Here is a 23,826-nt window from a genome sequence, read left to right as displayed (position 1 = left end):
ACGGTGAGGGTTAGGCGCCGTCGTCACCCCTTCATGAGCTGAATCCGATTCCGCAGACCTCGCGCTAGACTATCCCCTGTCCTCGTTGCGCGCGGCTGAACGTCGCCGCGCGCTGTTGGTCAAAAACTTCATCCTGTGACGAGTGCCGTGGATCGCTTTCCAGGCAAAGTGCCACCCTGCTGTGGTGTGCTGATCTGAGTTCCAGCTGCGGAGACCCTGATGTACAAGTTGTGTTTCTACGTACCGGAAAGCCACCTGGAAGAGGTGAAGCGGGCCGTCTTCGCCGCCGGGGGCGGGCGTATCGGCCAATACGACAGCTGCTGCTGGCAGGTCCTCGGGCAAGGGCAGTTCCGTCCGCTGCAGGGCAGTCAGCCGTATCTCGGGCAGACCGGCACCCTGGAGCAGTTGGCTGAGTGGAAGGTCGAGCTGGTGGTGGCCGACGAGCTGATCCATGAAACCGTCAAGGCGTTGAAGGGCAGTCACCCCTACGAGACCCCGGCGTTCGAGGTGTGGCGTCTTTCCGATCTGCAGTTCTAGGACGATCAAATGAAAAAAGGCGCCGAAAGGGCGCCTTTTTTATGCCGTCCGCTCGGAGCGGATGATCATGGGCGGATTTCGATCAGGGTGCCGTCCTTGACCAGCGTCCACACCTCGCGCATGTCGCTGTTCTTCATGGCGATGCAGCCCTCGGTCCAGTCCAGGGTATGGAAGAACCACTCCGGGTACTCCTCGTCCAGCGGCGTGCCGTGGATCATGATCATCCCCCCGGCCGGTACCCCTTGGTCGCGGGCCTTGGCGATGTCGCGGGCGTTGGGGTAGGAGATGTGCAAGGACAGCTGGTACTTCTCGCTGGTCTTGCGCCAGTCGATCCAGTAGAGCCCCTCGGGGGTGCGCAGATCGCCCTCGCGCTGCTTGGCGCCGTTGGGCTGCTTGCCGAGGGAGATGCGGTAGGACTTGAGGGTCTGGCCGCGGCTGATCAACTGCAGCTTGCGCTCGGATTTGACCACCAGCACCTTGTCCACGCTTGGGCCGTCGAGGCTGTTGGTGGTGCTGGCCTGGGCGGCAAGGCTGAGGGACAGGCAGAGCAGGGCGAGCAACCGACGCATGGGGGTATCCAGGGATCAAAGTGGTTTCTTGTGGAGCGCGCGCAAGGCCTCCAGGGGCTCGTTGCGTACCGGATAGACATGCTCCCGGCGGTCGGCGAAGAAGCATTCTAAGGTACGGCCGACAGTCGGGAAAGCCAGCTCTGACCAAGGGATGTCGCGCTCGTGAAATAGCTGAACCTCGAGGCTCTCCTCGCCCACCGCGAAATCCAGGTCGACCAGTTCGGCGCGGAAGAACAGGTAGACCTGATTGATGTGCGGCAGGTCGAACAGGGTGTAGAGGGACAGGTCGCGCACCCGGGCGCAGGCTTCCTCCTGGGTTTCCCGGGCAGCCGCCTGCTCCAGGGTTTCGCCGTTTTCCATGAAGCCGGCCGGCAGGGTCCAGTAGCCGCGCCGCGGTTCGATGGCGCGCCGGCACAGCAGCACCTGTTCACCCCAGACCGGCAGACAGCCGGCGACGATGCGCGGGTTCTGATAATGAATGGTGTGGCAATGCTCGCAGACATAGCGCAGGCGGTTGTCGCCAGCGGGAATCCGCTGGCTGACCGGGTTGCCGCACTGACAACAGAACTTCATGCCGAATCCTCCGGGCTCATGGCCTATCTTGGCGCGCCAGCCGGCTTGGCGGCAAGCGCTGTCGGCGGCGTGGGCGGCCGGCGGGGCTTGGGTGCCGGCTGGCTTTCGTGCGATTATCCGGGGCAGAAATAATGCCCGAGAATGCCCATGCTGGACGAGCTGCTCCACCGCGTGCGAGGTCACAGGCCGCGCCTTCTGGAGACCGAGTGCGACTTCCCTGAAGCGGCGGTGCTGGTGCCGATCACCCGCAGCGACGAACCGGAAGTGATACTGACCCTGCGCGCCAGCGGTCTATCCACCCATGGCGGCGAGGTGGCCTTTCCCGGCGGCCGCCGCGACCCTGAGGACCGTGACCTGATCCATACCGCGCTGCGTGAGGCGGAGGAGGAGATCGGCCTGCCGCCGGGGCTGGTCGAGGTGATCGGCCCGCTCAGTTCGGTGGTGTCGCGCCATGGCATCCACGTCACGCCCTATGTCGGCCTGGTCCCGGACTACGTCGACTACGAGGCCAACGATGGCGAGATCGCCTCGGTATTTTCGGTGCCGCTGGCGTTCTTTCGCGACGATCCGCGGGACGTTACCCATCGCATCGACTACCTAGGGCAGAGCTGGTACGTGCCCAGCTACCAATATGGCGAATACAAGATCTGGGGGCTGACGGCGATCATGCTGGTCGAGCTGGTCAACCTGCTGTACGACACCGAGATCGCCCTGCACCAGCCCCCTGCGCATTTCATCGCGCTCCATTGAATCGCAAGACGAGGAGCCGTTCATGAAATACCGCCTGGGACACGCGCAGGTCGAGGCCCATCCGGACAGCTGGGTGGCGCCGAACGCCACGCTGGTAGGCAAGGTCAGGCTCGAGGCGCAGGCCAGCGTCTGGTTCAATGCCGTGCTGCGTGGCGACAACGAGCTGATCCTCATCGGCGCGCAGAGTAACGTGCAGGACGGCACCGTGATGCACACCGACATGGGCTTTCCGCTGTCCATTGGCAAGGGCGTCACCATCGGCCACAAGGCCATGCTGCATGGCTGCTCGGTGGGCGACTACAGCCTGATCGGCATCAATGCCGTGGTGCTCAACGGCGCCAAGATCGGCAAGTACTGCATCATCGGCGCCAATACCCTGATCGCCGAAGGCAAGGAAATCCCCGATGGCTCCCTGGTGGTCGGCTCGCCGGGCAAGGTGATCCGCACGCTGAGCGAGGAACAGAAAAAGATGCTCGAGGCCAGTGCCGCCCACTACGTGCACAACGCCCAGCGCTATGCCCGCGAACTGGCCGAGCAGGACGACTGATGCACGTAGATCGTCCGGTGGCCTCGCCCTGCGTGCAGATCTGCGCGCTGGACGACGAGGACATCTGCATCGGCTGTCAGCGCAATGTCGCCGAAATCACCCACTGGAGCCGCATGGACGACGGCGAGCGGCGTCAGGTGCTGCAGCGCTGTCATGAGCGTGCCGCGGCCAAGGGCATGCTGCTGTAGGGCTGCCCCGCCCCCGTTTCACGTTTTTTCCCCCTCTTGTATTCGAAACCTCTCGAGGATGAGTTATGCCCCGTATCGGAACCCCGCTGTCGCCCAGTGCAACCCGCGTGCTGCTCTGTGGCGCTGGCGAATTGGGCAAGGAAGTGGTGATCGAGTTGCAGCGCCTGGGCGTCGAGGTGATCGCCGTGGATCGCTACGCCGATGCGCCGGCGATGCAGGTGGCGCACCGCAGTCACGTGCTGGACATGCTCGATGGCGCGGCGCTGCGTGCGGTGATCGAGCTGGAGCGCCCGCATTACATCGTCCCGGAGATCGAGGCGATCGCCACGGCGACCCTGGTCGAACTGGAAAACGAAGGCTATACGGTGATTCCCAGCGCGCGTGCCGCGCAGTTGACCATGAACCGTGAGGGCATTCGCCGGCTGGCGGCCGAGGAGCTGGGGTTGCCAACCTCGCCCTACCGCTTCGCCGACTCGTTCGAGGAATGTCGCACAGCAGTGCAGGCATTGGGCTTTCCCTGTCTGATCAAGCCGATCATGAGTTCCTCGGGTAAGGGCCAGTCGCTGCTCCGGAGTCCCGATGATCTGCAGTCGGCCTGGGACTATGCCCAGGCCGGCGGACGTGCCGGCAAGGGGCGGGTGATAGTCGAGGGGTTCGTCGACTTCGACTACGAGATCGCCCTGCTCACCGTGCGCCACAGCGCCGGTACCACCTTCTGCGCGCCGGTTGGTCATCGTCAGGTCAAGGGCGACTACCAGGAGTCCTGGCAGCCACAGCCGATGAGCGCCAAGGCTCGGGCCGAAGCGGAACGCATCGCCCTGGCGGTCACCGCGGCGCTGGGTGGCCGCGGCCTGTTCGGCGTCGAGCTGTTCGTCAAGGGCGACCAGGTGTGGTTCTGCGAGATCTCCCCGCGGCCCCACGACACCGGTCTGGTCACCCTGATCTCCCAGGACCTCTCCGAGTTCGCCCTGCATGCGCGGGCCATTCTCGGTCTGCCGATTCCGGCAATTCGCCAGCTCGGGCCGTCGGCATCGGCGGTGGTGCTGGTGGAGGGGGAGTCGCAGCAGGTCAGCTTCGGAAATCTCGGCGCGGCCCTGGCCGAGCCGGACACCGCGTTGCGCCTGTTCGGCAAGCCGCAGGTCAGTGGGCAGCGACGCATGGGCGTGGCCCTGGCCCGTGACGAGTCGCTGCAGGCGGCCCGCGACAAGGCCACCCGCGCGGCCCGGGCCGTCAGCCCCCAGTTGTGAGTGCCTGGCGCGAGCTGCGCTGGTGGCTGCTGTTGCTGCCGGCGCTGCCGCTGATCCTGCCGCTGGCCCTGCACACCCGTCGTCATGCCCTGCGCCTGGCGCCGGCGGCGGGCCCCGCCCAGGGCCTGGCCGGGGCGCAACTGTCAGGCGAGCCGTTTCGGCTGCTGGTACTGGGCGAGTCGACGGTGGCCGGGGTGGGTGTCAGCTGCCTGCAGCACGCCCTGGCGGGCTGCCTGGCTCAGGCGCTCAGCGAACGATTCGGTCGGCCCGTGGCCTGGCGGGCCTGCGGCGAGAATGGGATCACTGCGGCCCAGGCCTGTGAGCGCCTGTTGCCCCGGGCGCTGGACGATTCACCGGAGCTGGCGTTGCTGGTGTTCGGGGTGAACGACAGTACCGGACTCACCTCGCTGCGGCGCTGGCAGTTGGCGCTCGGGCTGATGACCGAGGCGCTCAAAGCGCGCGGGGCGCGCGTCGCCTTCAGTGCGGTGCCGCCGCTGCAGCACTTTCACGCCTTGCCCTGGCTGCTGCGTACCCTGCTTGGCGCGCGGGCGGCGCTGCTGGATGCGCGCCTGCGTCGGCTGGCCGGGCAGACGGCGGCGGACTACTGCGCCGTGAGCCTGCCGTTCTCAAGCCGGTACCTGGCGCTGGATGGCTACCATCCGTCCGGGTTGGGCTATCGGGTGTGGGCCCAGGGGGTGGCCGAGCGCCTTACTCTTCCAGCGATTCCGGCTGCGGGGTAGTGCTGGCCTGCCAGGCGCGCACGCTCTTCACGCGGTTGTCCGAGGACTGCAGGATTTCCAGGCGGTAGGGACCTATTTTCAGGCACACCGTGCTGTCCGGGATGCTTTCCAGCGCCTCGGTGATCAGGCCGTTGAGGGTCTTCGGGCCGTCGCAGGGCAGGTGCCAGCCGAGCGCCTTGTTCACCTCGCGGATATAGGCGGCGCCGTCGATCACCTGGGTGCCGTCCTCCTGGGGGTGGATGTCCGGGCTGCGCAGGTTGTCCTGGTTGTTGAAGTCGCCGACTATCTCTTCGAGGATGTCCTCCAGGGTGACGATGCCGATCACGTCGCCGTATTCGTCGACCACGATGCCGATGCGCCGCTTGTGTTTCTGGAAGTTGATCAGCTGCGTCGACAGCGGCGTGTTTTCCGGGACGAAGTAGGGCTCGTTGCAGGCGCTGAGCAGGGCGTCCTTGGTCAGCTGGTCATGGCTGAGCAGGCGGGCGATCTGGCGCATGTGCACAACGCCCTCGATCTGGTTGATGTCCTGGCGGAACACCGGCAGGCGGGTATGCGGGGTGGTGCGCAACTGGTCGATGATGGTTTCGATGTCGTCGTCCAGATTGATCCCGGTGACCTCGTTGCGCGGAATCATGATGTCGTCCACCGTGACCTTCTCTAGGTCGAGGATGCCCAGCAGCATGCTCTGGCGGTTCTTCGGCAGCTCGTGCCCGGATTCGCGCACCACACTGCGCAGCTCTTCGGTGGTCAGGCTGTCGTTGTTCTTGCTCGAAGGGTCGACGCCGAGCAGTCTGAGCAGGCCATTGCTGATCCAGCTGAGCAGCACCACCAGCGGATAGAACAGCTTGAGCAGCACCAGCAGCGGCAGGCTGAACGGGTAGGCGACCCGTTCCGGGTGCAGGGCGGCCAGGGTCTTCGGGGTGATTTCGCCGAAGATCAGCAGCGCCACGGTCAGGCCGATGGTGGCGATGGCGATACCGGCCTCGCCCCATAGCTGGATGGCCAGCACGGTGGCGATCGCCGAGGCGAGGATGTTGACGAAGTTGTTGCCGATCAGGATGGTGCCGAGCAGGCGGTCCGGGCGGCTGAGCAGGTCGCTGACCCGCTTGGCGCCGCGATGCCCCTCCTTGGCCAGGTGGCGCAGGCGGTAGCGGTTGAGGCTGAGGATGCCGGTCTCCGAGCTGGAGAAGAAGGCCGAGCATGCCAGCAGGAAGACCAGCAGGCCAATCAAGAAACCGGGGTGTGCGTTTTCCACGGGACAGGGCCTAGATATGCAGGATGAATTCGCGAACCAGCTTGCTGCCGAAATACGCCAGCATCAGCAGGCAGAAGCCCGCCAGGGTCCATCGGATGGCTTTGTGTCCGCGCCAGCCGAGTTGATGGCGGCCCCACAGCAGCACGGCGAACACCACCCAGGCGAAGCTGGAGAGGATGGTCTTGTGCGCCAGGTGCTGGGCGAACAGGTCGTCGAGAAACACCGCGCCTGACAGCAGCGACAGCGAAAGCAGCGCCCAGCCGGCCCAGAGGAAGCCGAACAGCAGGCTTTCCATGGTCTGTAGCGGTGGGAAGCTCTTGATCAGTCCCGACGGGTGCTTGTGCTTCAGTTGGTGGTCCTGCAACAGCAGCAGCAGCGACTGGAAGGCAGCGATGGTGAGGATGCCGTAGGCGATGATCGACAGCAGGATATGGGCCAGAATGCCGGGGCTCTCGCTGATCGGTCGCAGGGTGCCGTTGGGCATGAGCTGCGCCAGCAGCACCGTCAGGCAGCCCAGCGGGTAGAGCAGAAGGAGCAGGTTCTCGACCGGCATGCGCATGCAGGCCAGCAGGCTCAGCAGGATCACCGCGAAGGCGATCAGGCTGGATGCGTTGAAGAAGTCCAGGGCCAGGCCTGTCGCATGATTCATCTGGATGAACAGACTGGCCCCGTGAAAGAGCAGGGCGAGCAGGCCGAGCAGGCTCAGCAGGCGTTTGTCCGGCGCGGTGCGCCGACTGAGTCGAAAACTCTGGTAGGCAGTCGCGCCGGCGTAGAGGCAGGCGGCTGCGAGGCTGGGCAGCAGAGGGTGCATAAATCCTTGTTAGGCAGGCCCGAAAGGCGCTGAGTGTGGCATACAACCGGCGCCCCACGAAAGACCGCTGGCGGTGTCGGTGCCGGGGACTCTTCGCTATAATCCGCCGCCTGCCGCAAGCTCAGCCTCGGTTCAGAAGAACCCGAAAGGAACGCGCATGTTCGAAAATCTTACCGACCGCCTCTCGCAGACCCTGCGAAGTGTCACTGGCAAAGCCAAGCTGACCGAGGACAACATCAAAGACACCCTGCGCGAAGTGCGCATGGCCCTGCTCGAAGCCGACGTCGCGTTGCCCGTGGTCAAGGACTTCGTCAACAAGGTCAAGGAGCGGGCGGTCGGCACCGAGGTGTCGAAGAGCCTGACGCCGGGCCAGGCGTTCGTAAAGATCGTGCGCGCCGAGCTGGAAGCCCTGATGGGCGCGGCCAACGAAGATCTCGCCCTGAATGTCACGCCACCGGCAGTGGTGCTGATGGCCGGCCTGCAGGGCGCCGGTAAAACCACGACGGTGGGCAAGCTGGCGCGCTTCCTCAAGGAGCGCAAGAAGAAGAGCGTGCTGGTGGTCTCGGCCGACGTCTATCGCCCGGCGGCCATCAAGCAGCTGGAGACCCTGGCCGCCGACATCGGCGTGACCTTCTTCCCCTCGGACATCACCCAGAAGCCGGTGGCGATCGCCGAGGCGGCGATCAAGGAAGCCAAGCTCAAGTTCATCGACGTGGTGATTGTCGATACCGCCGGTCGCCTGGCCATCGACGCCGAGATGATGGCCGAGATCCAGGTGCTGCATGGCGCGATCAAGCCGGCCGAGACGTTGTTCGTGGTCGACGCCATGACCGGCCAGGACGCCGCCAATACCGCCAAGGCCTTTGCCGACGCGCTGCCGCTGACCGGCGTGGTGCTGACCAAGGTCGACGGCGATGCCCGTGGCGGTGCGGCCTTGTCGGTGCGCCACATTACCGGTAAGCCGATCAAGTTCATCGGCATGGGTGAGAAGAGCGAGGCGCTCGAGCCTTTCCATCCGGAGCGGATCGCCTCGCGCATCCTTGGCATGGGCGATGTGCTCAGCCTGATCGAGCAGGCCGAGCAGACCCTCGACCGCGAGAAGGCCGAGAAGCTCACCAAGAAGCTGAAGAAGGGCAAGGGCTTCGACCTCGAAGACTTCCGCGACCAGCTGCAGCAGATGAAGAGCATGGGTGGCCTCGGCGGTTTGATGGACAAGCTGCCGCAGATGGGCGGCGTCAACCTGGCGCAGATGGGCGGCGCCCAGGGTGCCGCGGAGAAGCAGTTCAAGCAGATGGAGGCGATCATCAACTCGATGACCCCCGCCGAACGTCGCGACCCCGAGATCATCAGCGGGTCGCGCAAGCGTCGCATCGCCATGGGCTCCGGCACCCAGGTGCAGGACATCGGTCGGCTGATCAAGCAGCACAAGCAGATGCAGAAGATGATGAAGAAGTTCACCGCCAAGGGCGGCATGGCCAAGATGATGCGCGGGATGGGCGGCATGTTCCCGGGTGGCGGTTTGCCGAAGATCTGACCCCCGCGCGCGCGCGCTGTCAGGGCGTGCGTACCGGCAGCGACCGGCGGCCGGAAAAAGAGATTTGCAAAAGGCCGGATAATCCTTAGAATATGCGGCCTTTCGGGCCTAGTGCCCTATGCTTGCATTTCAGTTTTGCAGCACCGACTACAGGAACGAAGTTCAATGGTAACCATCCGTCTTGCCCGTGGCGGCTCCAAAAAGCGCCCTTTCTACCACCTGACCGTGACCAACAGCCGCAATGCGCGCGATGGTCGCTTCGTTGAGCGCGTCGGTTTCTTCAACCCGGTTGCCTCGGGTGCCGAAGTGAAGCTGTCCGTGAATCAAGAGCGCGTAAGCTACTGGCTGAGCCAGGGCGCGCAGCCGTCTGAGCGTGTTGCTCAGCTGCTCAAGGAAGCTGCTAAGGCCGCAGCCTAAGCATTCCTATGAGCACGACGCCGGCACCCGCCGAGGATCTGGTTGTACTCGGCAAGATAGTTTCGGTGCATGGCGTGCGAGGGGAGGTGAAGGTGTATTCCTTTACCGATCCTGTGGACAACGTGCTCGATTACCAGCGCTGGACGCTCAAGCGCGACGGCGAGGTAAAGCAGGTCGAGTTGGCCAGTGGACGCTTGCAGGGCAAGGTCCTGGTGGCAAAGCTGAAGGGACTTGATGATCGCGAAGTGGCGCGTACGTACGCCGGCTTCGAGATTTGCGTTCCCCGCAGCGAGCTGCCGGAGCTCAGCGATGGCGAGTTCTACTGGTATCAGTTGGAGGGCCTCAGGGTCATCGATCAGGCAGGGCAATTGCTCGGCAAGGTCGATCATCTGTTCGAGACCGGTGCCAACGATGTAATGGTGGTCAAGCCCTGCTCGGGCAGTCTGGATGATCGCGAGCGCCTGTTGCCCTATACGGAGCAGTGCGTGTTGGCGATTGATCTCGCTGCCGGCGAGATGCAGGTCGACTGGGACGCGGACTTCTGAACACCATGCCAGGCTTGCGTGTCGAAGTCATTACGCTGTTCCCGGAGATGTTTGCCGCCATCGGCGACTACGGCATCACCAGTCGCGCGGTGAAACAGGGGCTGTTGCAGCTGACCTGTTGGAATCCGCGGAGCTACACCACGGACCGTCACCACACTGTGGATGACCGGCCCTTTGGCGGTGGTCCCGGCATGGTGATGAAGATCAAGCCACTTGAGGATGCTTTGCTCGATGCCAAGCAGGCCGCAGGTGGTCAGGCGAAGGTGATCTACCTGTCGCCGCAAGGTCGTCAGCTGACCCAGTCAGCAGTACGCGAACTGGCGAACGAGGAGGCATTGATCCTTATCGCCGGTCGCTACGAAGGCATCGACGAGCGCTTTATCGAGGCGCACGTGGATGAGGAATGGTCGATCGGGGATTACGTCCTGTCCGGCGGTGAGCTGCCGGCCATGGTGCTGATCGATGCGGTAACGCGCCTTTTGCCTGGTGCATTAGGTCATGCAGACTCGGCCGAGGAAGACTCCTTTACGGATGGCTTGCTCGACTGCCCGCACTACACCCGCCCGGAGGTGTATGCGGATAAGCGTGTTCCCGAGGTGTTGCTTAGTGGCAACCACGAACACATCCGGCGCTGGCGTTTGCAGCAGTCCCTTGGTCGGACCTGGGAACGCCGTGTCGATCTTCTGGATAGCCGCTCGCTTTCTGGAGAAGAGAAGAAGCTGCTGGAGGAATACATCCGCCAGCGGGACGATAGTTAACGTATCGATGACCGGCCGGGTGGCCTGTCTTAGGAGCGCAGCATGACCAACAAGATTATTCAGCAGATCGAAGCTGAGCAGATGACCAAAGAGATCCCGACCTTTGCCCCAGGCGACACCGTTGTCGTTCAGGTCAAGGTGAAGGAAGGCGATCGCCAGCGTCTGCAGGCCTTCGAAGGCGTGGTAATCGCCAAGCGCAACCGTGGTCTGAACAGCGCGTTCACCGTGCGTAAGATCTCCAACGGTGTCGGCGTTGAGCGTACCTTCCAGACCTACAGCCCGCTGGTCGACAGCCTGGCTGTCAAGCGTCGCGGTGACGTGCGCAAAGCCAAGCTGTACTACCTGCGTGACCTGTCCGGTAAGGCCGCACGCATCAAGGAGAAGCTCGCCTAAGGCGCTTCCCTGCAGAAAAAAGCAGCCCTCGGGCTGCTTTTTTTGTTTTTGCGGTTGGCAAAAAACCAAACGGGGGATTTGCGAGGCGGTGCTCACTGCCGTGACTCGCCGGTCGCCGTGCATCTCATCACGCCGCAGATAGCGCGCAGGCCTCGTCAGAAGTCGCGACGACGGATGGCCGGCTCAGGGCTCGTCGTGGCAGCGTCCGATTCTGCATGAGCCAGAGTCGCCGGATTGGGCGCGCCACCATCGAGGTGCTGGCGGCGCGCTCGGACGGACTGATGATTATGAGGTCGCGAGGCTTTCCTGCCTGGTATTCGCACTGTCGCTCGCCTGGGCTTCGATCAGGGCCACCAGCGTCCAGCCGGTCTGCGGTAGCAGCTCGCTCTGCGGCGTCACCACCTGCACTCGGCCTTCCGGGGCGCGGGCGAACAGCAGGGTCGCGCGCGTGCCATGCAGGGCCTGGTAGTCGTTCCAGGTGAAGCTGTCGGTCAGGGTGGTGCTGTACAGCTCGGCGCCCTGAGCCAGGCGACTGGCGGCCTGGGGGTAGGTCAGCGACTGGCTGCCCAGGGGGTGGCCGCGGTGTTCGTCGCTAGCGCGATGCTTGTCACTGCGGCGGCTCTCCTGGCCGCTGGCCAGGCTGAACAGGCGGGTGTGGCCGAACTCGTGGCGAAAACGCATGCTCGCCAGGGTGTTCAGCTCGCCGGCCGGGGACAGCGCCAGGAGGTGGCCGATGCCGACCAGGTCGAGGTGGGCTTCGGCATGCTGGGAGGCCGGATTGCCGAAATAGGTCGGCAGGTTGTCCATGCGGGCGGCGCGGATATTCTCCCAGCTCGAATCGGTCAGCAGCACGCGGCTGCCCAGCTGCTGCAGGGCCTTGCCGATGGTGCGGGCGACCGGGTTGGCGCCGATGATCAGGAAGCCGCTGGGCGCCGGCTCGGCCACTTTCAGCAGGCTGGCCAAGGGGCGGGCGGTGGCGCTCTGCAGCACCACGGTGCCGATGATCACGGCGAAGGTCAGCGGCACCAGCAGCTCGGCGCCGGCGTGGCCGGTCTCGCTCAGGCGGATGGCGAAGATCGCCGACACCGCGGCGGCGACGATGCCGCGCGGGGAGATCCAGGCCAGCAGGGCTCGTTCGCGCCAGTTCAGGCTGGAGCCGAAGGTGGACAGGGCCACGTTCAGCGGACGGGCGATGAACTGGATCACCGCCAGCAGCACCAAGACCGCCGGCCCCAGGGCGAGCAGTGCACCGAGGTCCAGGCGTGCGGCGAGCAGGATGAACAGGCCGGAGATCAGCAGCACGCTGAGGTTCTCCTTGAAGTGCAGGATATGCCGGACATCCACCCCTTTCATGTTGGCCAGCCACATGCCCATCACGGTCACGGCGAGCAGGCCGGACTCATGCATGAGCATGTTGGAGATGATGAACGCGCCCAGCACCGTGGCCAGCACCGCGAGGTTGTGCAGGTAGTCCGGCAGCCACTGGCGTCGCAGCACCTGACCGAGGGCCCAGCCGCCGGCGACGCCGAGCAGGGAGCCGCAGAGGATGACCCCGGCGAAGGTGGTCAGGCTCTGATTCCAGCCCTCGGCTTCGCCGCTGGCGATGATGAAGCTGAACACCACGACCGCGAGCAGGGCGCCGATCGGGTCGATGACGATGCCCTCCCAGCGCAGGATGTTGGCCACCGAGGACTTGGGACGCACCACGCGCAGCATCGGCACTATCACGGTGGGGCCGGTAACCAGGGTCAGGGTGCCAAACAGCAGGGCCATCTCCCAGGAAAAGTCCAGCAGGTAGTGGGTGGCCACGGCGATCACGCCCCAGGTCGCCAGGGCGCCGACGGTGACCATGCGCTTGACCACGCTGCCGATTTCACGCCACTCGGACAGGTGCAGGGTCAGGCTGCCCTCGAACAGGATCAGCGCCACCGCCATCGACACCATGGGGAAGAGCAGGGGGCCGAACAGCGCCTGCGGATCGAGCCAGCCAAGCACCGGCCCGGCGAGAATGCCGCTGATCAGCAGGAACAGGATTGCCGGCAGGCGCAGGCGCCAGGCCAGCCACTGGCAGGCCAAAGCGCAGGCGCCAATGGTGGCGAAGGCGAGGAGGATCTGTGGTTCGTTCATCGAATGTCCTTGGAATGCAAGGCGCTGGTCGTACTTGGCCAGGCTGTGAAAGACTAACCCGCTTTCAGATGCCGCCATAGTCCCGTATGCCCGCCATAGACCACCCCCTGATCGATCGTTTCCTCGACGCCCTGTGGCTGGAAAAGGGCCTGTCCGTGCACACGCGGGCCGCCTATCGCAGCGATCTGGCTCACTTCAACGGCTGGCTGGATGGTCGCGGGCTGTTGCTGGAGCAGGCCGGGCGCGAGGCGATTCTCGACTATCTGGCCTGGCGCCTCGGCGAAGGTTATAAGGCGCGCTCCACGGCGCGGTTGATTTCCGGCTTGCGCGGCTTTTACCGGTACTTGTTGCGCGAAGGCCTGATCGCCCTGGACCCGACCCTGCAGGTTGACCTGCCGCAGCTCGGGCGGCCGCTGCCGAAGTCGCTGTCCGAGGCCGATGTGGAGGCCTTGCTAGGGGCTCCCGACCTGGATGACCCGCTCGGCTTGCGCGACCGGGCCATGCTCGAGGTGCTCTATGCCTGCGGCCTGCGGGTCAGCGAGCTGGTCGGGCTGACGCTGGAGCAGGTCAATCTGCGTCAGGGCGTGCTGCGGGTCTTCGGCAAGGGCAGCAAGGAGCGCCTGGTGCCCCTGGGCGAGGAAGCCATCGCCTGGATCGAGCGCTACAGCAAGGAGGCGCGGCCGCTGCTGCTCGACGGCAAGCCCAGCGACGTGCTGTTCCCCAGCTTGCGCGGCGTGCAGATGACCCGCCAGACCTTCTGGCACCGCATCAAGCACCAGGCCCGGGCCGCCGGCATCATCCAGGCGCTGTCGCCGCACACCTTGCGCCACGCCTTCGCCACCCACCTGCTCAACCATGGTGCGGACTTGCGCGTGGTGCAGATGCTGCTCGGTCACAGCGACCTGTCCACCACCCAGATCTATACCCACATTGCCCGCGCGCGCCTGCAGGAGTTGCACGCCCAGCACCACCCGCGCGGCTGAGACGGCCGTCTGGCTGCCGCGGTCTGCCTTGGCGGGCTTCTATGGTAGGCTGTGGCGATCTTCGTTAGTCCCTCGCTCGACAGGAGTTTCCATGCGTTTCACTCGCATTTCGGCGGCTGTGGCTGTAGCCCTGGCCAGCACCTTCGCCCTGGCCGCAGATCCCGACCAGGCGATCCGCAAGAATCTGCTGTCGATCCAGCCCGACATGCCGATCGAGGCCATCGCCGAGAGCCCCATGCCGGGCCTCTACCAGGTCCAGCTCAAGGGCGGCCGCCAGCTGTACGCCAGCGCCGACGGCCAGTTCGTCCTGCAGGGCTACCTGTACCAGTTCAAGGACGGCCAGGCGGTCAACCTGACCGAGCAGCAAGAGAGCCTGGCCATCGCCAAGCAGATCAACGACGTTCCCGCCAAGGAAATGGTGGTGTTCCCGGCCCAGCAGGCCAAGACCCATATCACCGTGTTCACCGACACCGACTGCGGCTACTGCCAGAAGCTGCACAGCGAGGTGCCCGAGCTCAACAAGCTCGGCGTCGAGGTGCGCTATCTCGCCTTCCCGCGCCAGGGTTTGCAGGGGGCGGCCTACAAGGAGCTGGTCAGCGTCTGGTGCGCCAAGGATCGTCAGGCGGCAATGGACCTGGCCAAGGCCCGCAAGGACGTGCCCGAGGCCCAGTGCGACAACCCGGTGGCCCAGCAGTACGCCCTGGGGCAGATGATCGGGGTCAACGGCACGCCGGCGATCGTCCTGGCCAACGGCAAGCTGATTCCCGGCTACCAGCCGGCGCCGCAGCTGGCCCAGCAGGCCCTGGAGGCCAAGTAGTTACTGGTCTCGAGTCGATTGACTAATATTCGGCCGCTTCGTAAGGTGCGGCTCTTTTTCCACGGCCGGAGCTTGCTCCGGCCGTTTTACGCAGTGCAGATGGGGAGTTCAGTGTGAAACCGGTCAAAGTAGGCATCTGTGGGCTGGGAACCGTCGGTGGCGGTACCTTCAACGTGCTCATGCGCAACGCCGAGGAAATCGCGCGTCGTGCCGGGCGTGGCATCGAAGTGGCGCAGATTGCGCTGCGTTCGCAGAACCCGCAGTGCGACATTACCGGTATCGCGATTACCAAGGATGTCTTCGAGCTGGCGAGCAACCCCGAGATCGATATCGTCATCGAGCTGATCGGCGGCTATACCCTGGCCCGCGATCTGGTGCTCAAGGCAATCGACAACGGCAAGCACGTGGTCACCGCGAACAAGGCGCTGATTGCCGTGCACGGCAACGAAATCTTCGCCAAGGCCCGCGAGAAGGGCGTCATCGTCGCCTTCGAAGCGGCAGTGGCCGGCGGTATCCCGGTGATCAAGGCGATCCGCGAGGGTCTGGCGGGCAACCGCATCAACTGGCTGGCCGGCATCATCAACGGCACCGGCAACTTCATTCTCAGCGAAATGCGCGAGAAGGGCCGTGCCTTCGAGGACGTGCTCAAGGAAGCCCAGGCCCTCGGCTATGCCGAGGCCGACCCGACCTTCGATGTCGAAGGCATCGATGCGGCGCACAAGCTGACCATCCTGGCCTCCATCGCCTTCGGCATCCCGCTGCAGTTCGACAAGGCCTACACCGAAGGCATCACCAAGCTGACCACTGCCGACGTCAACTACGCCGAGGCGCTGGGCTATCGCATCAAGCACCTGGGTGTGGCGCGCAGCACCGCCAGCGGCATCGAGCTGCGCGTGCACCCGACTCTGATCCCGGCCGACCGCCTGATCGCCAACGTCAACGGCGTGATGAACGCGGTGATGGTCAATGGCGATGCCGCCGGCAGCACCCTGTTCTACGGTGCCGGCGCCGGCATGGAGCCGACCGCTTCGTCGGTGGTGGCCGACCTGGTCGACGTGGTTCGCGCGTTGACCACCGACCCGACCAATCGCGTGCCGCACCTGGCGTTCCAGCCGGACTCGCTGTCCGACCACCCGATCCTGGCGATCGAATCGTGCGAGAGCGCCTACTACCTGCGCATCCAGGCCAAGGATCACCCGGGTGTGCTGGCCCAGGTGGCGAGCATCCTCTCCGAGCGCGGCATCAACATCGAGTCGATCATGCAGAAGGAAGTCGAGGAGCATGACGGCCTGGTGCCGATGATCCTGGTCACCCATCGGGTGGTCGAGGCGCGCATCAACGAGGCGATCGCCGCCCTGGAAGCGCTGGACGACGTGGTCGGCAGCGTCGTCCGTATCCGTGTCGAGCAACTGGTCTGAGGAGCAGAGTCATGCGTTATATCAGTACCCGCGGCCAGGCACCGGCCCTGAATTTCGAAGACGTGCTGCTGGCCGGTCTGGCCAGCGACGGCGGCCTCTATGTGCCGGAAAACCTGCCGCGCTTCACCCAGGAGGAAATCGCTTCCTGGGCCGGCCTGCCGTATCACGAACTGGCCTTCCGGGTGATGCGCCCGTTCGTCACCGGCAGTATCAGCGACGCCGATTTCAAGAAGATCCTCGAGGAGACTTACGGGGTCTTCGCCCACAACGCCGTGGCGCCGCTGCGCCAGCTCAACGGCAACGAGTGGGTGCTCGAGCTGTTCCACGGTCCCACCCTGGCGTTCAAGGACTTCGCCCTGCAGCTGCTCGGTCGCCTGCTCGATCACGTGCTGGAAAAGCGCGGCGAGCGCGTGGTGATCATGGGCGCCACCTCCGGTGACACCGGCTCGGCCGCCATCGAAGGCTGTCGCCGCTGCGACAACGTCGACATCTTCATCCTCCACCCGCACCAGCGGGTGTCCGAGGTGCAGCGCCGGCAGATGACCACCATCCTCGGTGACAACATTCACAACATCGCCGTGGAAGGCAACTTCGACGACTGCCAGGAGATGGTCAAGGACAGCTTCGCCGACCAGAGCTTCCTCAAGGGCACGCGTTTGGTGGCGGTCAACTCGATCAACTGGGCGCGGATCATGGCCCAGATCGTCTACTACTTCCATGCGGCCCTGCAGCTCGGCGGTCCGGCGCGCTCGGTGGCGTTTTCGGTGCCGACCGGCAACTTCGGCGACATCTTCGCCGGCTACCTGGCGCGCAACATGGGCCTGCCGATCAGTCAGCTGATCGTGGCGACCAATCGCAACGACATCCTGCACCGTTTCATGAGCGGCAATCAGTACGTCAAGGACACCCTGCACCCGACCCTGTCGCCGTCCATGGACATCATGGTGTCGTCGAACTTCGAGCGTCTGCTGTTTGACCTGCACGGGCGCAACGGCGCGGCGATCGCCGAACTGATGGCCAACTTCAAGCAGGGTGGCGGCTTCAGCGTCGAAGAAGACCGCTGGACCGAGGCGCGCAAGCTGTTCGATTCCCTGGCGGTGGATGACCGGGCGACCTGCGAGACCATCGCCGAGGTGTTCAAGGAGTGTGGCGAGCTGCTCGATCCGCACACCGCCATCGGCGTGCGCGCTGCGCGTGAATGCCGGCGCAGCCTGGCAGTGCCCATGGTGATTCTGGGCACCGCCCATCCGGTGAAGTTTCCGGAAGCGGTGGAGAAGGCCGGCATCGGTCAGTCGCCGCAGCTGCCGCCGCACCTCACCGATCTGTTCGAGCGCGAGGAGCGCTGCACCGTGCTGGCCAACGACCTGAAGGCCGTGCAGGGCTTCGTCAACGCCCACGGCAACCGCGGCAAGCCGCTTTAACTCTCGGCTGCAGTCAGCAAGGCCCGGTGCCGCCTTTGGCGGCACCGGGCCTTTGTCTTTTGGGGCTCTCGGCAGGGACAGCCGTTGCCGGCTAGGCTCAAGGTGTTACCGACAGGGTGGCGCGAGGCTAGTCATGAGCCAACAGCAGGACGACATGCCGGCCGAGGTGGTCGCGGCACTGAAGGAAGGTCACAAGATCGAGGCGATCAAGCGGCTGCGGGAAAGTCGCGGGCTGGATCTGCGGGAGGCCAAGGCCGAGGTGGAGGCCTACCTGCACGATCATCCCGAATTGTTCGCCGCCGCCCGGGGAAGCGGTCGCCGCCACGGTCTGCTGTTCTGGCTGTTGCTGAGCCTGCTGCTGGGCGTGCTCCTGCTGCTGTTCAGTCACCGACTCTAGGCGCCCGCGCTGTTGCGCCTTAGCCCGATAGCAGCCAGTAGGCCAGGCCCATCAGCACGATCAGTGCCAGCCATACCAGCGCGTTGAGCCGGTTGGAAACCAGAATGCCCGCGCCGCGCAGGGGGATGGGCGGGTTCTCCTCCAGATAGCGGTCGATGCGCGCTTCGGCCTCTTGGGCGCCGATGGCCGAATGGGCGCGCAGCAAGCCGATGGCCTTCGCGCGGTGACCGGCATGCAGGGCCCGCAGCACATCAGTCGGCAGCTTGTCTTCGGCCTGCTGCATCGCACGCCTCCCGGGTGCCTTCAGACGGCGCCGCTGCGCCGCAGTTCGGCGATCTGCTCATGGTCATAGCCTAGTTCAGTGAGCAGCATGTCGGTGTGCTCGCCGAGCTTGGGGCCGATCCACTCGGCAGAGCCCGGGGTGTCCGACAGCTTGGGCACGATGCCGGGCATCTTGAACGGCTTGCCGTCCGGCAGCTTGGCGCTGAGAAACATCTCCCGGGCGAGAAACTGCGGGTCGCCGAGCATGTCTTCGGCCGAAAAGATCCGGCTGACCGGTACTTCGGCCCGGTTCAGGGTGGCCAGAACCTGCTCCAGGGGCAGCGAGCCGACCCAGCGGTCGATCACCCCGTAGAGTTCGTCACGCCGTGCATCGCGGCCGTCGTTGCTGGCCAGGTCGGGGGAGTCGGCCAGGTCATGACGACCGATGGCCTGCATGAAGCGCTTGAAGATGGCGTCGCCATTGGCGCCGATCTGCACGTGCTTGCCATCGCTGCAGGTGTGGATAGAGGAGGGGGTGATGCCGGGCATGATGTTGCCGCTGCGTTCGCGGATAAAGCCGAACACGTCGAACTCCGGCACCATCGACTCCATCATCGCGAACACCGCCTCGTACAACGCCACATCCACCACCTGGCCCTGGCCGCCGTTGACCTCGCGATGACGCAGCGCCATCAAGGCGCCGATCACGCCCCAGAGGGCGGCGATGGAGTCACCGATGGAGATGCCGGTGCGCACCGGTGGGCGATCCTCGAAGCCGGTGATATAGCGCAACCCGCCCATGGACTCGCCCACCGCGCCAAAGCCCGGCTGGTCCTTCAGCGGGCCGCTCTGGCCGAAGCCGGACAGGCGCACCATCACCAGTTTGGGGTTGAGGGCGTGCAGCACGTCCCAGCCCAGGCCGAGCTTCTCCAGTACCCTGGGGCGGAAGTTCTCGATCAGGATGTCCGCCTCGGCGAGCAGCTTCAGCAGCACCTCGCGGCCGGCCTCATGCTTGAGGTTGAGGGTCAGCGACTGCTTGTTGCGCGCCTGCACGAACCACCACAGCGAGGTGCCCTCGTACAGCTTGCGCCACTTGCGCAGCGGATCGCCGCCGTCGGGCGACTCGACCTTGACCACCTCGGCGCCGAACTCGGCGCAGATGCGCGCGGCGAAGGGGCCGGCGATCAGGCTGCCGAGTTCGATCACTTTCAGGCCGGTGAGGGGTTTGGCGGCTTGCATGTTGGCTCCGTGGGCAGTTGGCTGGGCCTAGCCTATTCGATTGCACGCAGCCTGGGGGCTGCCCGGCGGGAAAAAATGAGCGGCCGCGTGCGGCGCGATCACCAGTGGCCGCAGGCACTGCCTGCCCTGGCCTGCAGGCCGATCGGCGTCGCCTGGCGCGCTGCCTTGGCACGGCAACGGCTGGAAGCCTGGCTTGACGAGTCGGCTGGGTTTCTCCTAAACGAGGGGAGGGGGGCCACGGGCTCGCAATGCATCCAGTCCATTCAGGAGTACGCATGCCACTGCGCAACGCTGTCCAGCTGATCACCTATCCCGACCGTCTCGGCCGCAATCTCGGCGAACTCTATCAACTGCTCGACCAGCACCTGGCCGAAGCGCTTGGCGGCGTGCACATCCTGCCGCTTTATCCGTCCAACGCCGACGGTGGCTTCTCGCCGCTGACCCATATGGAGGTCGACCCGCGCTACGGTGATTGGGCGGATGTGGAGCGCATTTCGGCGCGCTTCGACCTCTGTGTCGACCTGATCATCAGTCATATTTCCGACGAGTCGCCGCAGTTCCTCGACTTTCTCGCCCGCGGCCAGGCATCGCCGTCCGCCGAGCTGTTCGTCCAGGTCGACAGGCTGGGCGAGATCAGCCTGGAGGACCTGGCGAAGATCCATATCCGCAAGGAGAAGGAGCCGTTTCGCCAGGTACAGCTGGTCGACGGCAGCCAGTGCCGGGTCTGGTGCACCTTCACCGAGCGGCAGATCGACCTGAACTACGAGTCGCCGCAGACCTATCAGCTGATGGAGGAGTACATGGCCTTCCTCGCCGCGCGCGGGGTCAAGCTGTTCCGCCTGGACGCCTTCGGCTACACCACCAAACGCATCGGCAGCAGCTGCTTTCTGGTCGAGCCGGACGTCTACCGGATCCTCGAGTGGTTCCGCGAGACCGGCGCCAAATACGGCGCCGAGATGCTCCCGGAGGTGCACGACCACATCAGCTACCAGTACGCCATCTCGCGGCGCAGCATGCGTCCCTACGCCTTCGCCTTGCCGCCGCTGGTGCTGCATGCCTTCCTGGCCGGCAACAGCCGCTACCTCAAGCAGTGGCTGCGCATGTGCCCGCGCAACCAGGTCACCGTGCTGGATACCCACGACGGCATCTGCATTCCCGACGTCGAAGGCGTGCTGCCGGAAGCGGAGATCCGTTACCTGGTCGATGAGGTCTCGACCCGCAGCGCCGATCCGATCATGCGCCGCTCGGCGGTCAACGTGCACAGCGTCGGGGCCATCTACCAACTGACCTGCACCTTCTACGAGGCGCTGATGCGCAACGACGAGGCCTATATCGCCGCGCGGGCCATCCAGTTCTTCACCCCGGGCATTCCCCAGGTCTACTACGTCGGCCTGCTGGCCGGCTGCAACGATTTCGAGCTGGCCGAGCGCAGCGGCGAGGCGCGCGACGTCAATCGCCGCTACTACGGCCAGGCCGAGGCCGAGGAGGCCCTGCAACAGCCGGTGGTGCAGCGCTTGCTGGCGCTGATGCGCTTTCGCTGCCAGCACCCGGCCTTCGGCGGTCGTTTCGAACTGATCCAGTCCGGCGACAGCAGCCTGGCCATGGCCTGGCGGCATGGTCCGCACTATTGCCGGCTGCAGGTCGAGCTGAGCACCAGTCAGGCGATCATCCATTACCTGGATCCCGAGGATGGCAGCGAGCAGCGGATGCGCTGCTGACTCGACGGCTCGGCGATCCGGCGGTTCGGCAGCGGTCGTTTGGGTTAGACTTGCGGCCTTTTCGCCCAGTCAAGAAGCCCGCCCATGGCCCTGCCGTCCACCACCTACAAGATCGACCTGAACCTCACCGACCTCGACCGCAGCGTCTACCAGAGCCTGCGCTTCACCGTCGCCCGCCATCCTTCGGAAACCGAGGAACGCCTGGCCGCCAGGCTGATCGCCTATGCGCTGTTCTATCACGAGCAGCTGGCCTTCGGTCGTGGTCTGTCCGATGTCGATGAGCCTGCGTTGTGGGAGAAGAGCCTGGACGACCGCGTGCTGCACTGGATCGAGGTCGGTCAGCCGGACAGCGAGCGCATCACCTGGTGCTCGCGGCGCACCGAGAAGTTCAGCCTGGTGGCCTACGGCAACCTGCGGGTGTGGCAGACCAAGGAACTCGACCCGGTGCGCACCCTGAAGAACATCAACGTCGTTGCGGTAGGCCAGGAAGCCTTGGCCAGCCTGGCCCTGGACATGCCGCGGGCGCTGAGCTGGAGCGTGATGATCAGCGACGGCGAGCTGTTCGTCACCGACGAGCGTGGCCAGCACGAGATTCCCCTGGAGTGGCTGGTCGGCGAACGCTGATCGCTTCTGCAGGGTGGATGTCGCTGTTTACATCCTCCGGCTTCTGGTGGGAAACGCTTCGCGGTTTTCCACCCTACGGCTTGTTTGCATAAAACAGATATTGGAATCCCGATGCGTATCGAACCCCGCCCGCTGCCCGAAACCCTGCCCGACCTGGGCGACCTGCCGCCGTTGCTGACCCGCCTGTATGCCGCCCGCGGCGTGCAATCGGCAGCGGAGCTGGACAAGGCCCTGGCGCGGCTGATTCCGTATCAGCAGCTCAAGGGTATCGAGGCGGCGGTGACGCTGCTGGTCGAGGCCCTGGAGCAGCGTCAGCGCCTGCTGATCGTCGGCGACTTCGATGCCGATGGCGCCACCGCCAGTACCGTCGGGGTGCTCGGCCTGCGCCTGCTCGGCGCCGCCGAGGTCGACTACCTGGTGCCCAATCGCTTCGAGTACGGCTACGGCCTGACCCCGGAGATCGTCGCGGTGGCCCTGCAGCGCGAGCCGCAACTGTTGATCACGGTGGACAACGGCATCTCCAGCGTCGACGGCGTGGCGGCGGCCAAGGCCGCCGGGCTCAAGGTGCTGGTTACCGATCACCACCTGCCCGGTGCCGAATTGCCGGCGGCCGACGCCATCGTCAACCCCAATCAGCCTGGCTGCGCCTTTCCCAGCAAGGCGATGGCCGGCGTAGGGGTGATGTTCTACGTGCTGCTGGCGCTGCGGGCGCGTCTGCGCGAGCTGGACTGGTTCGCCCGGGCTGGTCTGGCGGAACCGAACCTGGCCGAGCTGCTCGACCTGGTGGCCCTGGGCAGCGTCGCCGACGTGGTGCCGCTGGACGCCAACAACCGCATTCTCGTGCACCAGGGCCTGGCGCGCATCCGTGCCGGCCGCGCGCGACCGGGGCTGCGGGCGATTCTCGAGGTGGCCGGACGGGATCATCGGCGCATCACCTCCACCGACCTGGGCTTTATCCTCGGTCCGCGCCTGAATGCCGCCGGGCGCCTGGACGACATGGGCCTGGGCATCGAGTGCCTGCTCTGCGAGGACGAGGCGCTGGCCCGCGACATGGCCGCGCAGCTGGATCAGCTCAATCAGGATCGCAAGACGATCGAGCAGGGCATGCAGCGCGAAGCCCTGGCCCAGCTCAAGGAGCTGGCGCTGGAGGACCTGCCGTTCGGCCTGTGCCTGTTCGAGGCGGACTGGCACCAAGGGGTGATCGGCATTCTCGCCTCGCGCCTGAAGGAGCGTTATCACCGGCCGACCATCGCCTTCGCCGACGCCGGCGACGGGGTGTTGAAAGGCTCGGCGCGCTCGGTGCCGGGCTTCCACATCCGTGATGCGCTGGACGCGGTGGCGGCCAAGCATCCGGGGCTGATCAGCAAGTTCGGCGGGCACGCCATGGCCGCCGGCCTGTCCCTGCGCCAGGAGCATTTCGGCGCCTTCGCCGCGGCCTTCGATGCCGAAGTGCGCCGCCAGCTGGTGGAGGATGACCTGACCGGGCGCCTGCTGTCCGATGGCAGTCTGGCGGTGGAGGAGTTTCACCTGGAGCTGGCCCGGGCGCTGCGCAATGCCGGCCCCTGGGGGCAGCACTTTCCCGAGCCGCTGTTTCACGGCATCTTCCAGATCGTGCAGCAACGGGTGGTCGGCGAAAAGCACCTCAAACTGGTGCTCAAGACCGAGTGCGGCGGCCAGACCCTGGACGGCATCGCCTTCAACGTCGACCGCGAAGTCTGGCCCAATCCCACGGTGCGCTGGGTCGAGGTGGCCTACAAGCTGGACGTCAACGAGTACCGCGGCCAGGAAAGCGTGCAGCTGATGGTGGCGCATATCGCCCCGCGCTGAGTCGTGGAGGATCGTCCCGGCCCGCCGCGCGCGGCCGTCGGTCCGCTCGGCCGTGCTGGCGCCCGCTATTCGGGCTGCCAGAGGGGCGTGGCCTGGGGTATACTCGCCGGCTTTTCCGAAAGTTTCACCT

At 65.3% G+C, this 23,826-nt stretch carries 26 protein-coding genes; 19 read left to right on the top strand and 7 right to left on the bottom strand.

The window, feature by feature from the left end; all coding sequences use genetic code 11:
* The first annotated feature begins 219 nt into the window (after positions 1-219).
* Entirely contained in the window at positions 220-537 is a 318-nt protein-coding gene (locus tag KDW96_RS06065; RefSeq protein WP_255839544.1) for a YqfO family protein, read from the top strand.
* A gap of 65 nt (positions 538-602) precedes the next feature.
* Here the strand turns inward: KDW96_RS06065 and KDW96_RS06060 are convergent, their stop codons facing one another.
* Entirely contained in the window at positions 603-1,106 is a 504-nt protein-coding gene (locus tag KDW96_RS06060) for a L,D-transpeptidase family protein (protein WP_255839542.1), read from the bottom strand.
* Between the two features lie 15 nt (positions 1,107-1,121).
* A complete protein-coding gene (locus tag KDW96_RS06055) occupies positions 1,122-1,679 on the bottom strand; it encodes an NUDIX hydrolase (RefSeq protein WP_255839541.1) in 558 nt (185 codons plus the stop codon).
* Between the two features lie 147 nt (positions 1,680-1,826).
* Here KDW96_RS06055 and KDW96_RS06050 point away from each other — a divergent pair, with 147 nt between their 5' ends.
* The 5 genes from KDW96_RS06050 (at position 1,827) to KDW96_RS06030 (ending at position 5,151) form a co-directional block, all read left to right on the top strand.
* Entirely contained in the window at positions 1,827-2,429 is a 603-nt protein-coding gene (locus KDW96_RS06050; RefSeq protein WP_255839540.1) for a CoA pyrophosphatase, read from the top strand.
* 22 nt (positions 2,430-2,451) lie between these two features.
* Positions 2,452-2,976 carry a gamma carbonic anhydrase family protein gene (locus KDW96_RS06045; protein WP_255839539.1) on the top strand — a complete coding sequence of 175 codons (525 nt, stop codon included), beginning with the start codon at positions 2,452-2,454 and terminating at the stop codon, positions 2,974-2,976.
* Complete coding sequence (locus tag KDW96_RS06040; protein WP_255839538.1) at positions 2,976-3,164, top strand: DUF1289 domain-containing protein; 189 nt, start codon at positions 2,976-2,978, stop codon at positions 3,162-3,164. Before KDW96_RS06045 ends, KDW96_RS06040 begins: the two co-directional genes overlap by 1 nt.
* A 65-nt stretch (positions 3,165-3,229) precedes the next feature.
* Entirely contained in the window at positions 3,230-4,411 is a 1,182-nt protein-coding gene (gene purT, locus KDW96_RS06035; protein WP_255839537.1) for a formate-dependent phosphoribosylglycinamide formyltransferase, read from the top strand.
* Positions 4,408-5,151 (top strand): SGNH/GDSL hydrolase family protein, encoded by a 744-nt coding sequence (locus KDW96_RS06030; protein WP_255839536.1) that lies wholly within the window; start codon positions 4,408-4,410, stop codon positions 5,149-5,151. Before purT ends, KDW96_RS06030 begins: the two co-directional genes overlap by 4 nt.
* Here the strand turns inward: KDW96_RS06030 and KDW96_RS06025 are convergent.
* Entirely contained in the window at positions 5,120-6,406 is a 1,287-nt protein-coding gene (locus KDW96_RS06025; protein ID WP_255839535.1) for an HlyC/CorC family transporter, read from the bottom strand. The two genes, KDW96_RS06030 and KDW96_RS06025, sit on opposite strands and share 32 nt — an antisense overlap.
* Positions 6,407-6,416: 10 nt before the next feature.
* On the bottom strand, positions 6,417-7,217 hold the full coding sequence (locus KDW96_RS06020; protein ID WP_255839534.1) for a cytochrome C assembly family protein: 801 nt from the start codon (positions 7,215-7,217) through the stop codon (positions 6,417-6,419).
* 157 nt (positions 7,218-7,374) lie between these two features.
* On the opposite strand from KDW96_RS06020, the gene ffh reads away from it, so the two are divergent.
* The 5 genes from ffh (at position 7,375) to rplS (ending at position 10,864) form a co-directional block, all read left to right on the top strand.
* Positions 7,375-8,751, top strand: a complete 1,377-nt coding sequence (ffh, locus tag KDW96_RS06015; RefSeq protein WP_255839533.1) for a signal recognition particle protein — start codon at positions 7,375-7,377, stop codon at positions 8,749-8,751.
* Positions 8,752-8,916: 165 nt separating this feature from the next.
* A complete protein-coding gene (gene rpsP / locus KDW96_RS06010; protein ID WP_208708687.1) occupies positions 8,917-9,168 on the top strand; it encodes a 30S ribosomal protein S16 in 252 nt (83 codons plus the stop codon).
* Positions 9,169-9,176: 8 nt separating this feature from the next.
* On the top strand, positions 9,177-9,713 hold the full coding sequence (rimM, locus tag KDW96_RS06005) for a ribosome maturation factor RimM (RefSeq protein ID WP_255839532.1): 537 nt from the start codon (positions 9,177-9,179) through the stop codon (positions 9,711-9,713).
* A gap of 5 nt (positions 9,714-9,718) precedes the next feature.
* Positions 9,719-10,471 carry a tRNA (guanosine(37)-N1)-methyltransferase TrmD gene (gene trmD / locus KDW96_RS06000; protein WP_255839531.1) on the top strand — a complete coding sequence of 251 codons (753 nt, stop codon included), beginning with the start codon at positions 9,719-9,721 and terminating at the stop codon, positions 10,469-10,471.
* A 42-nt stretch (positions 10,472-10,513) separates the two neighbouring features.
* A complete protein-coding gene (gene rplS / locus KDW96_RS05995) occupies positions 10,514-10,864 on the top strand; it encodes a 50S ribosomal protein L19 (RefSeq protein WP_208708689.1) in 351 nt (116 codons plus the stop codon).
* 285 nt (positions 10,865-11,149) lie between these two features.
* Here rplS and KDW96_RS05990 read toward each other — a convergent pair whose 3' ends face one another.
* The gene (locus KDW96_RS05990; protein WP_255839530.1) at positions 11,150-12,991 is read right to left on the bottom strand and encodes a cation:proton antiporter; all 1,842 of its coding nucleotides are present in this window, start codon (positions 12,989-12,991) and stop codon (positions 11,150-11,152) included.
* Between the two features lie 86 nt (positions 12,992-13,077).
* Here KDW96_RS05990 and xerD point away from each other — a divergent pair, with 86 nt between their 5' ends.
* The 5 genes from xerD (at position 13,078) to KDW96_RS05965 (ending at position 18,027) form a co-directional block, all read left to right on the top strand.
* Positions 13,078-13,974, top strand: a complete 897-nt coding sequence (xerD, locus tag KDW96_RS05985) for a site-specific tyrosine recombinase XerD (protein ID WP_255839529.1) — start codon at positions 13,078-13,080, stop codon at positions 13,972-13,974.
* A gap of 91 nt (positions 13,975-14,065) precedes the next feature.
* Positions 14,066-14,791 carry a thioredoxin fold domain-containing protein gene (locus KDW96_RS05980; RefSeq protein ID WP_255839528.1) on the top strand — a complete coding sequence of 242 codons (726 nt, stop codon included), beginning with the start codon at positions 14,066-14,068 and terminating at the stop codon, positions 14,789-14,791.
* 113 nt (positions 14,792-14,904) lie between these two features.
* Positions 14,905-16,209, top strand: a complete 1,305-nt coding sequence (locus KDW96_RS05975) for a homoserine dehydrogenase (protein ID WP_255839527.1) — start codon at positions 14,905-14,907, stop codon at positions 16,207-16,209.
* An 11-nt stretch (positions 16,210-16,220) separates the two neighbouring features.
* The gene (thrC, locus tag KDW96_RS05970) at positions 16,221-17,630 is read left to right on the top strand and encodes a threonine synthase (RefSeq protein WP_255839526.1); all 1,410 of its coding nucleotides are present in this window, start codon (positions 16,221-16,223) and stop codon (positions 17,628-17,630) included.
* A 133-nt stretch (positions 17,631-17,763) separates the two neighbouring features.
* On the top strand, positions 17,764-18,027 hold the full coding sequence (locus tag KDW96_RS05965) for a hypothetical protein (RefSeq protein ID WP_255839525.1): 264 nt from the start codon (positions 17,764-17,766) through the stop codon (positions 18,025-18,027).
* Between the two features lie 19 nt (positions 18,028-18,046).
* Here the strand turns inward: KDW96_RS05965 and KDW96_RS05960 are convergent, their stop codons facing one another.
* Positions 18,047-18,310, bottom strand: a complete 264-nt coding sequence (locus tag KDW96_RS05960) for a hypothetical protein (RefSeq protein ID WP_255839524.1) — start codon at positions 18,308-18,310, stop codon at positions 18,047-18,049.
* A 20-nt stretch (positions 18,311-18,330) separates the two neighbouring features.
* Complete coding sequence (locus KDW96_RS05955) at positions 18,331-19,527, bottom strand: CaiB/BaiF CoA transferase family protein (RefSeq protein ID WP_255839523.1); 1,197 nt, start codon at positions 19,525-19,527, stop codon at positions 18,331-18,333.
* A gap of 275 nt (positions 19,528-19,802) precedes the next feature.
* Here KDW96_RS05955 and gtfA point away from each other — a divergent pair, with 275 nt between their 5' ends.
* The 3 genes from gtfA to recJ all read left to right on the top strand — a co-directional run bounded on the left by gtfA (position 19,803) and on the right by recJ (position 23,696).
* Positions 19,803-21,245: a sucrose phosphorylase gene (gene gtfA, locus KDW96_RS05950; protein ID WP_255839521.1), complete on the top strand. Its 1,443-nt coding sequence runs from the start codon at positions 19,803-19,805 to the stop codon at positions 21,243-21,245.
* An 84-nt stretch (positions 21,246-21,329) separates the two neighbouring features.
* A complete protein-coding gene (locus KDW96_RS05945; protein ID WP_255839520.1) occupies positions 21,330-21,869 on the top strand; it encodes a YaeQ family protein in 540 nt (179 codons plus the stop codon).
* 111 nt (positions 21,870-21,980) lie between these two features.
* Positions 21,981-23,696, top strand: coding sequence for a single-stranded-DNA-specific exonuclease RecJ (gene recJ, locus KDW96_RS05940; RefSeq protein ID WP_255839519.1), 1,716 nt, complete (start codon positions 21,981-21,983; stop codon positions 23,694-23,696).
* Positions 23,697-23,826: the final 130 nt, after the last annotated feature.

Source organism: Pseudomonas benzenivorans (genome assembly GCF_024397895.1).
GTDB classification, from domain to species: Bacteria; Pseudomonadota; Gammaproteobacteria; order Pseudomonadales; family Pseudomonadaceae; genus Aquipseudomonas; species Aquipseudomonas benzenivorans_A.
This window is presented reverse-complemented; position numbering and strand designations above follow the sequence as displayed.

What these genes read in the sequence shown, in the direction of transcription:
- KDW96_RS06065 (WP_255839544.1), top strand. Translation starts at nt 220, where the DNA reads ATGTACAAGTTGTGTTTCTACGTACCGGAAAGCCACCTGGAAGAGGTG.
- KDW96_RS06060 (WP_255839542.1), bottom strand. Translation starts at nt 1,106, where the DNA reads ATGCGTCGGTTGCTCGCCCTGCTCTGCCTGTCCCTCAGCCTTGCCGCC.
- KDW96_RS06055 (WP_255839541.1), bottom strand. Translation starts at nt 1,679, where the DNA reads ATGAAGTTCTGTTGTCAGTGCGGCAACCCGGTCAGCCAGCGGATTCCC.
- KDW96_RS06050 (WP_255839540.1), top strand. Translation starts at nt 1,827, where the DNA reads ATGCTGGACGAGCTGCTCCACCGCGTGCGAGGTCACAGGCCGCGCCTT.
- KDW96_RS06045 (WP_255839539.1), top strand. Translation starts at nt 2,452, where the DNA reads ATGAAATACCGCCTGGGACACGCGCAGGTCGAGGCCCATCCGGACAGC.
- KDW96_RS06040 (WP_255839538.1), top strand. Translation starts at nt 2,976, where the DNA reads ATGCACGTAGATCGTCCGGTGGCCTCGCCCTGCGTGCAGATCTGCGCG.
- purT (WP_255839537.1), top strand. Translation starts at nt 3,230, where the DNA reads ATGCCCCGTATCGGAACCCCGCTGTCGCCCAGTGCAACCCGCGTGCTG.
- KDW96_RS06020 (WP_255839534.1), bottom strand. Translation starts at nt 7,217, where the DNA reads ATGCACCCTCTGCTGCCCAGCCTCGCAGCCGCCTGCCTCTACGCCGGC.
- ffh (WP_255839533.1), top strand. Translation starts at nt 7,375, where the DNA reads ATGTTCGAAAATCTTACCGACCGCCTCTCGCAGACCCTGCGAAGTGTC.
- rpsP (WP_208708687.1), top strand. Translation starts at nt 8,917, where the DNA reads ATGGTAACCATCCGTCTTGCCCGTGGCGGCTCCAAAAAGCGCCCTTTC.
- rimM (WP_255839532.1), top strand. Translation starts at nt 9,177, where the DNA reads ATGAGCACGACGCCGGCACCCGCCGAGGATCTGGTTGTACTCGGCAAG.
- trmD (WP_255839531.1), top strand. Translation starts at nt 9,719, where the DNA reads ATGCCAGGCTTGCGTGTCGAAGTCATTACGCTGTTCCCGGAGATGTTT.
- rplS (WP_208708689.1), top strand. Translation starts at nt 10,514, where the DNA reads ATGACCAACAAGATTATTCAGCAGATCGAAGCTGAGCAGATGACCAAA.
- KDW96_RS05990 (WP_255839530.1), bottom strand. Translation starts at nt 12,991, where the DNA reads ATGAACGAACCACAGATCCTCCTCGCCTTCGCCACCATTGGCGCCTGC.
- xerD (WP_255839529.1), top strand. Translation starts at nt 13,078, where the DNA reads ATGCCCGCCATAGACCACCCCCTGATCGATCGTTTCCTCGACGCCCTG.
- KDW96_RS05980 (WP_255839528.1), top strand. Translation starts at nt 14,066, where the DNA reads ATGCGTTTCACTCGCATTTCGGCGGCTGTGGCTGTAGCCCTGGCCAGC.
- thrC (WP_255839526.1), top strand. Translation starts at nt 16,221, where the DNA reads ATGCGTTATATCAGTACCCGCGGCCAGGCACCGGCCCTGAATTTCGAA.
- KDW96_RS05965 (WP_255839525.1), top strand. Translation starts at nt 17,764, where the DNA reads ATGAGCCAACAGCAGGACGACATGCCGGCCGAGGTGGTCGCGGCACTG.
- KDW96_RS05960 (WP_255839524.1), bottom strand. Translation starts at nt 18,310, where the DNA reads ATGCAGCAGGCCGAAGACAAGCTGCCGACTGATGTGCTGCGGGCCCTG.
- KDW96_RS05955 (WP_255839523.1), bottom strand. Translation starts at nt 19,527, where the DNA reads ATGCAAGCCGCCAAACCCCTCACCGGCCTGAAAGTGATCGAACTCGGC.
- gtfA (WP_255839521.1), top strand. Translation starts at nt 19,803, where the DNA reads ATGCCACTGCGCAACGCTGTCCAGCTGATCACCTATCCCGACCGTCTC.
- KDW96_RS05945 (WP_255839520.1), top strand. Translation starts at nt 21,330, where the DNA reads ATGGCCCTGCCGTCCACCACCTACAAGATCGACCTGAACCTCACCGAC.
- recJ (WP_255839519.1), top strand. Translation starts at nt 21,981, where the DNA reads ATGCGTATCGAACCCCGCCCGCTGCCCGAAACCCTGCCCGACCTGGGC.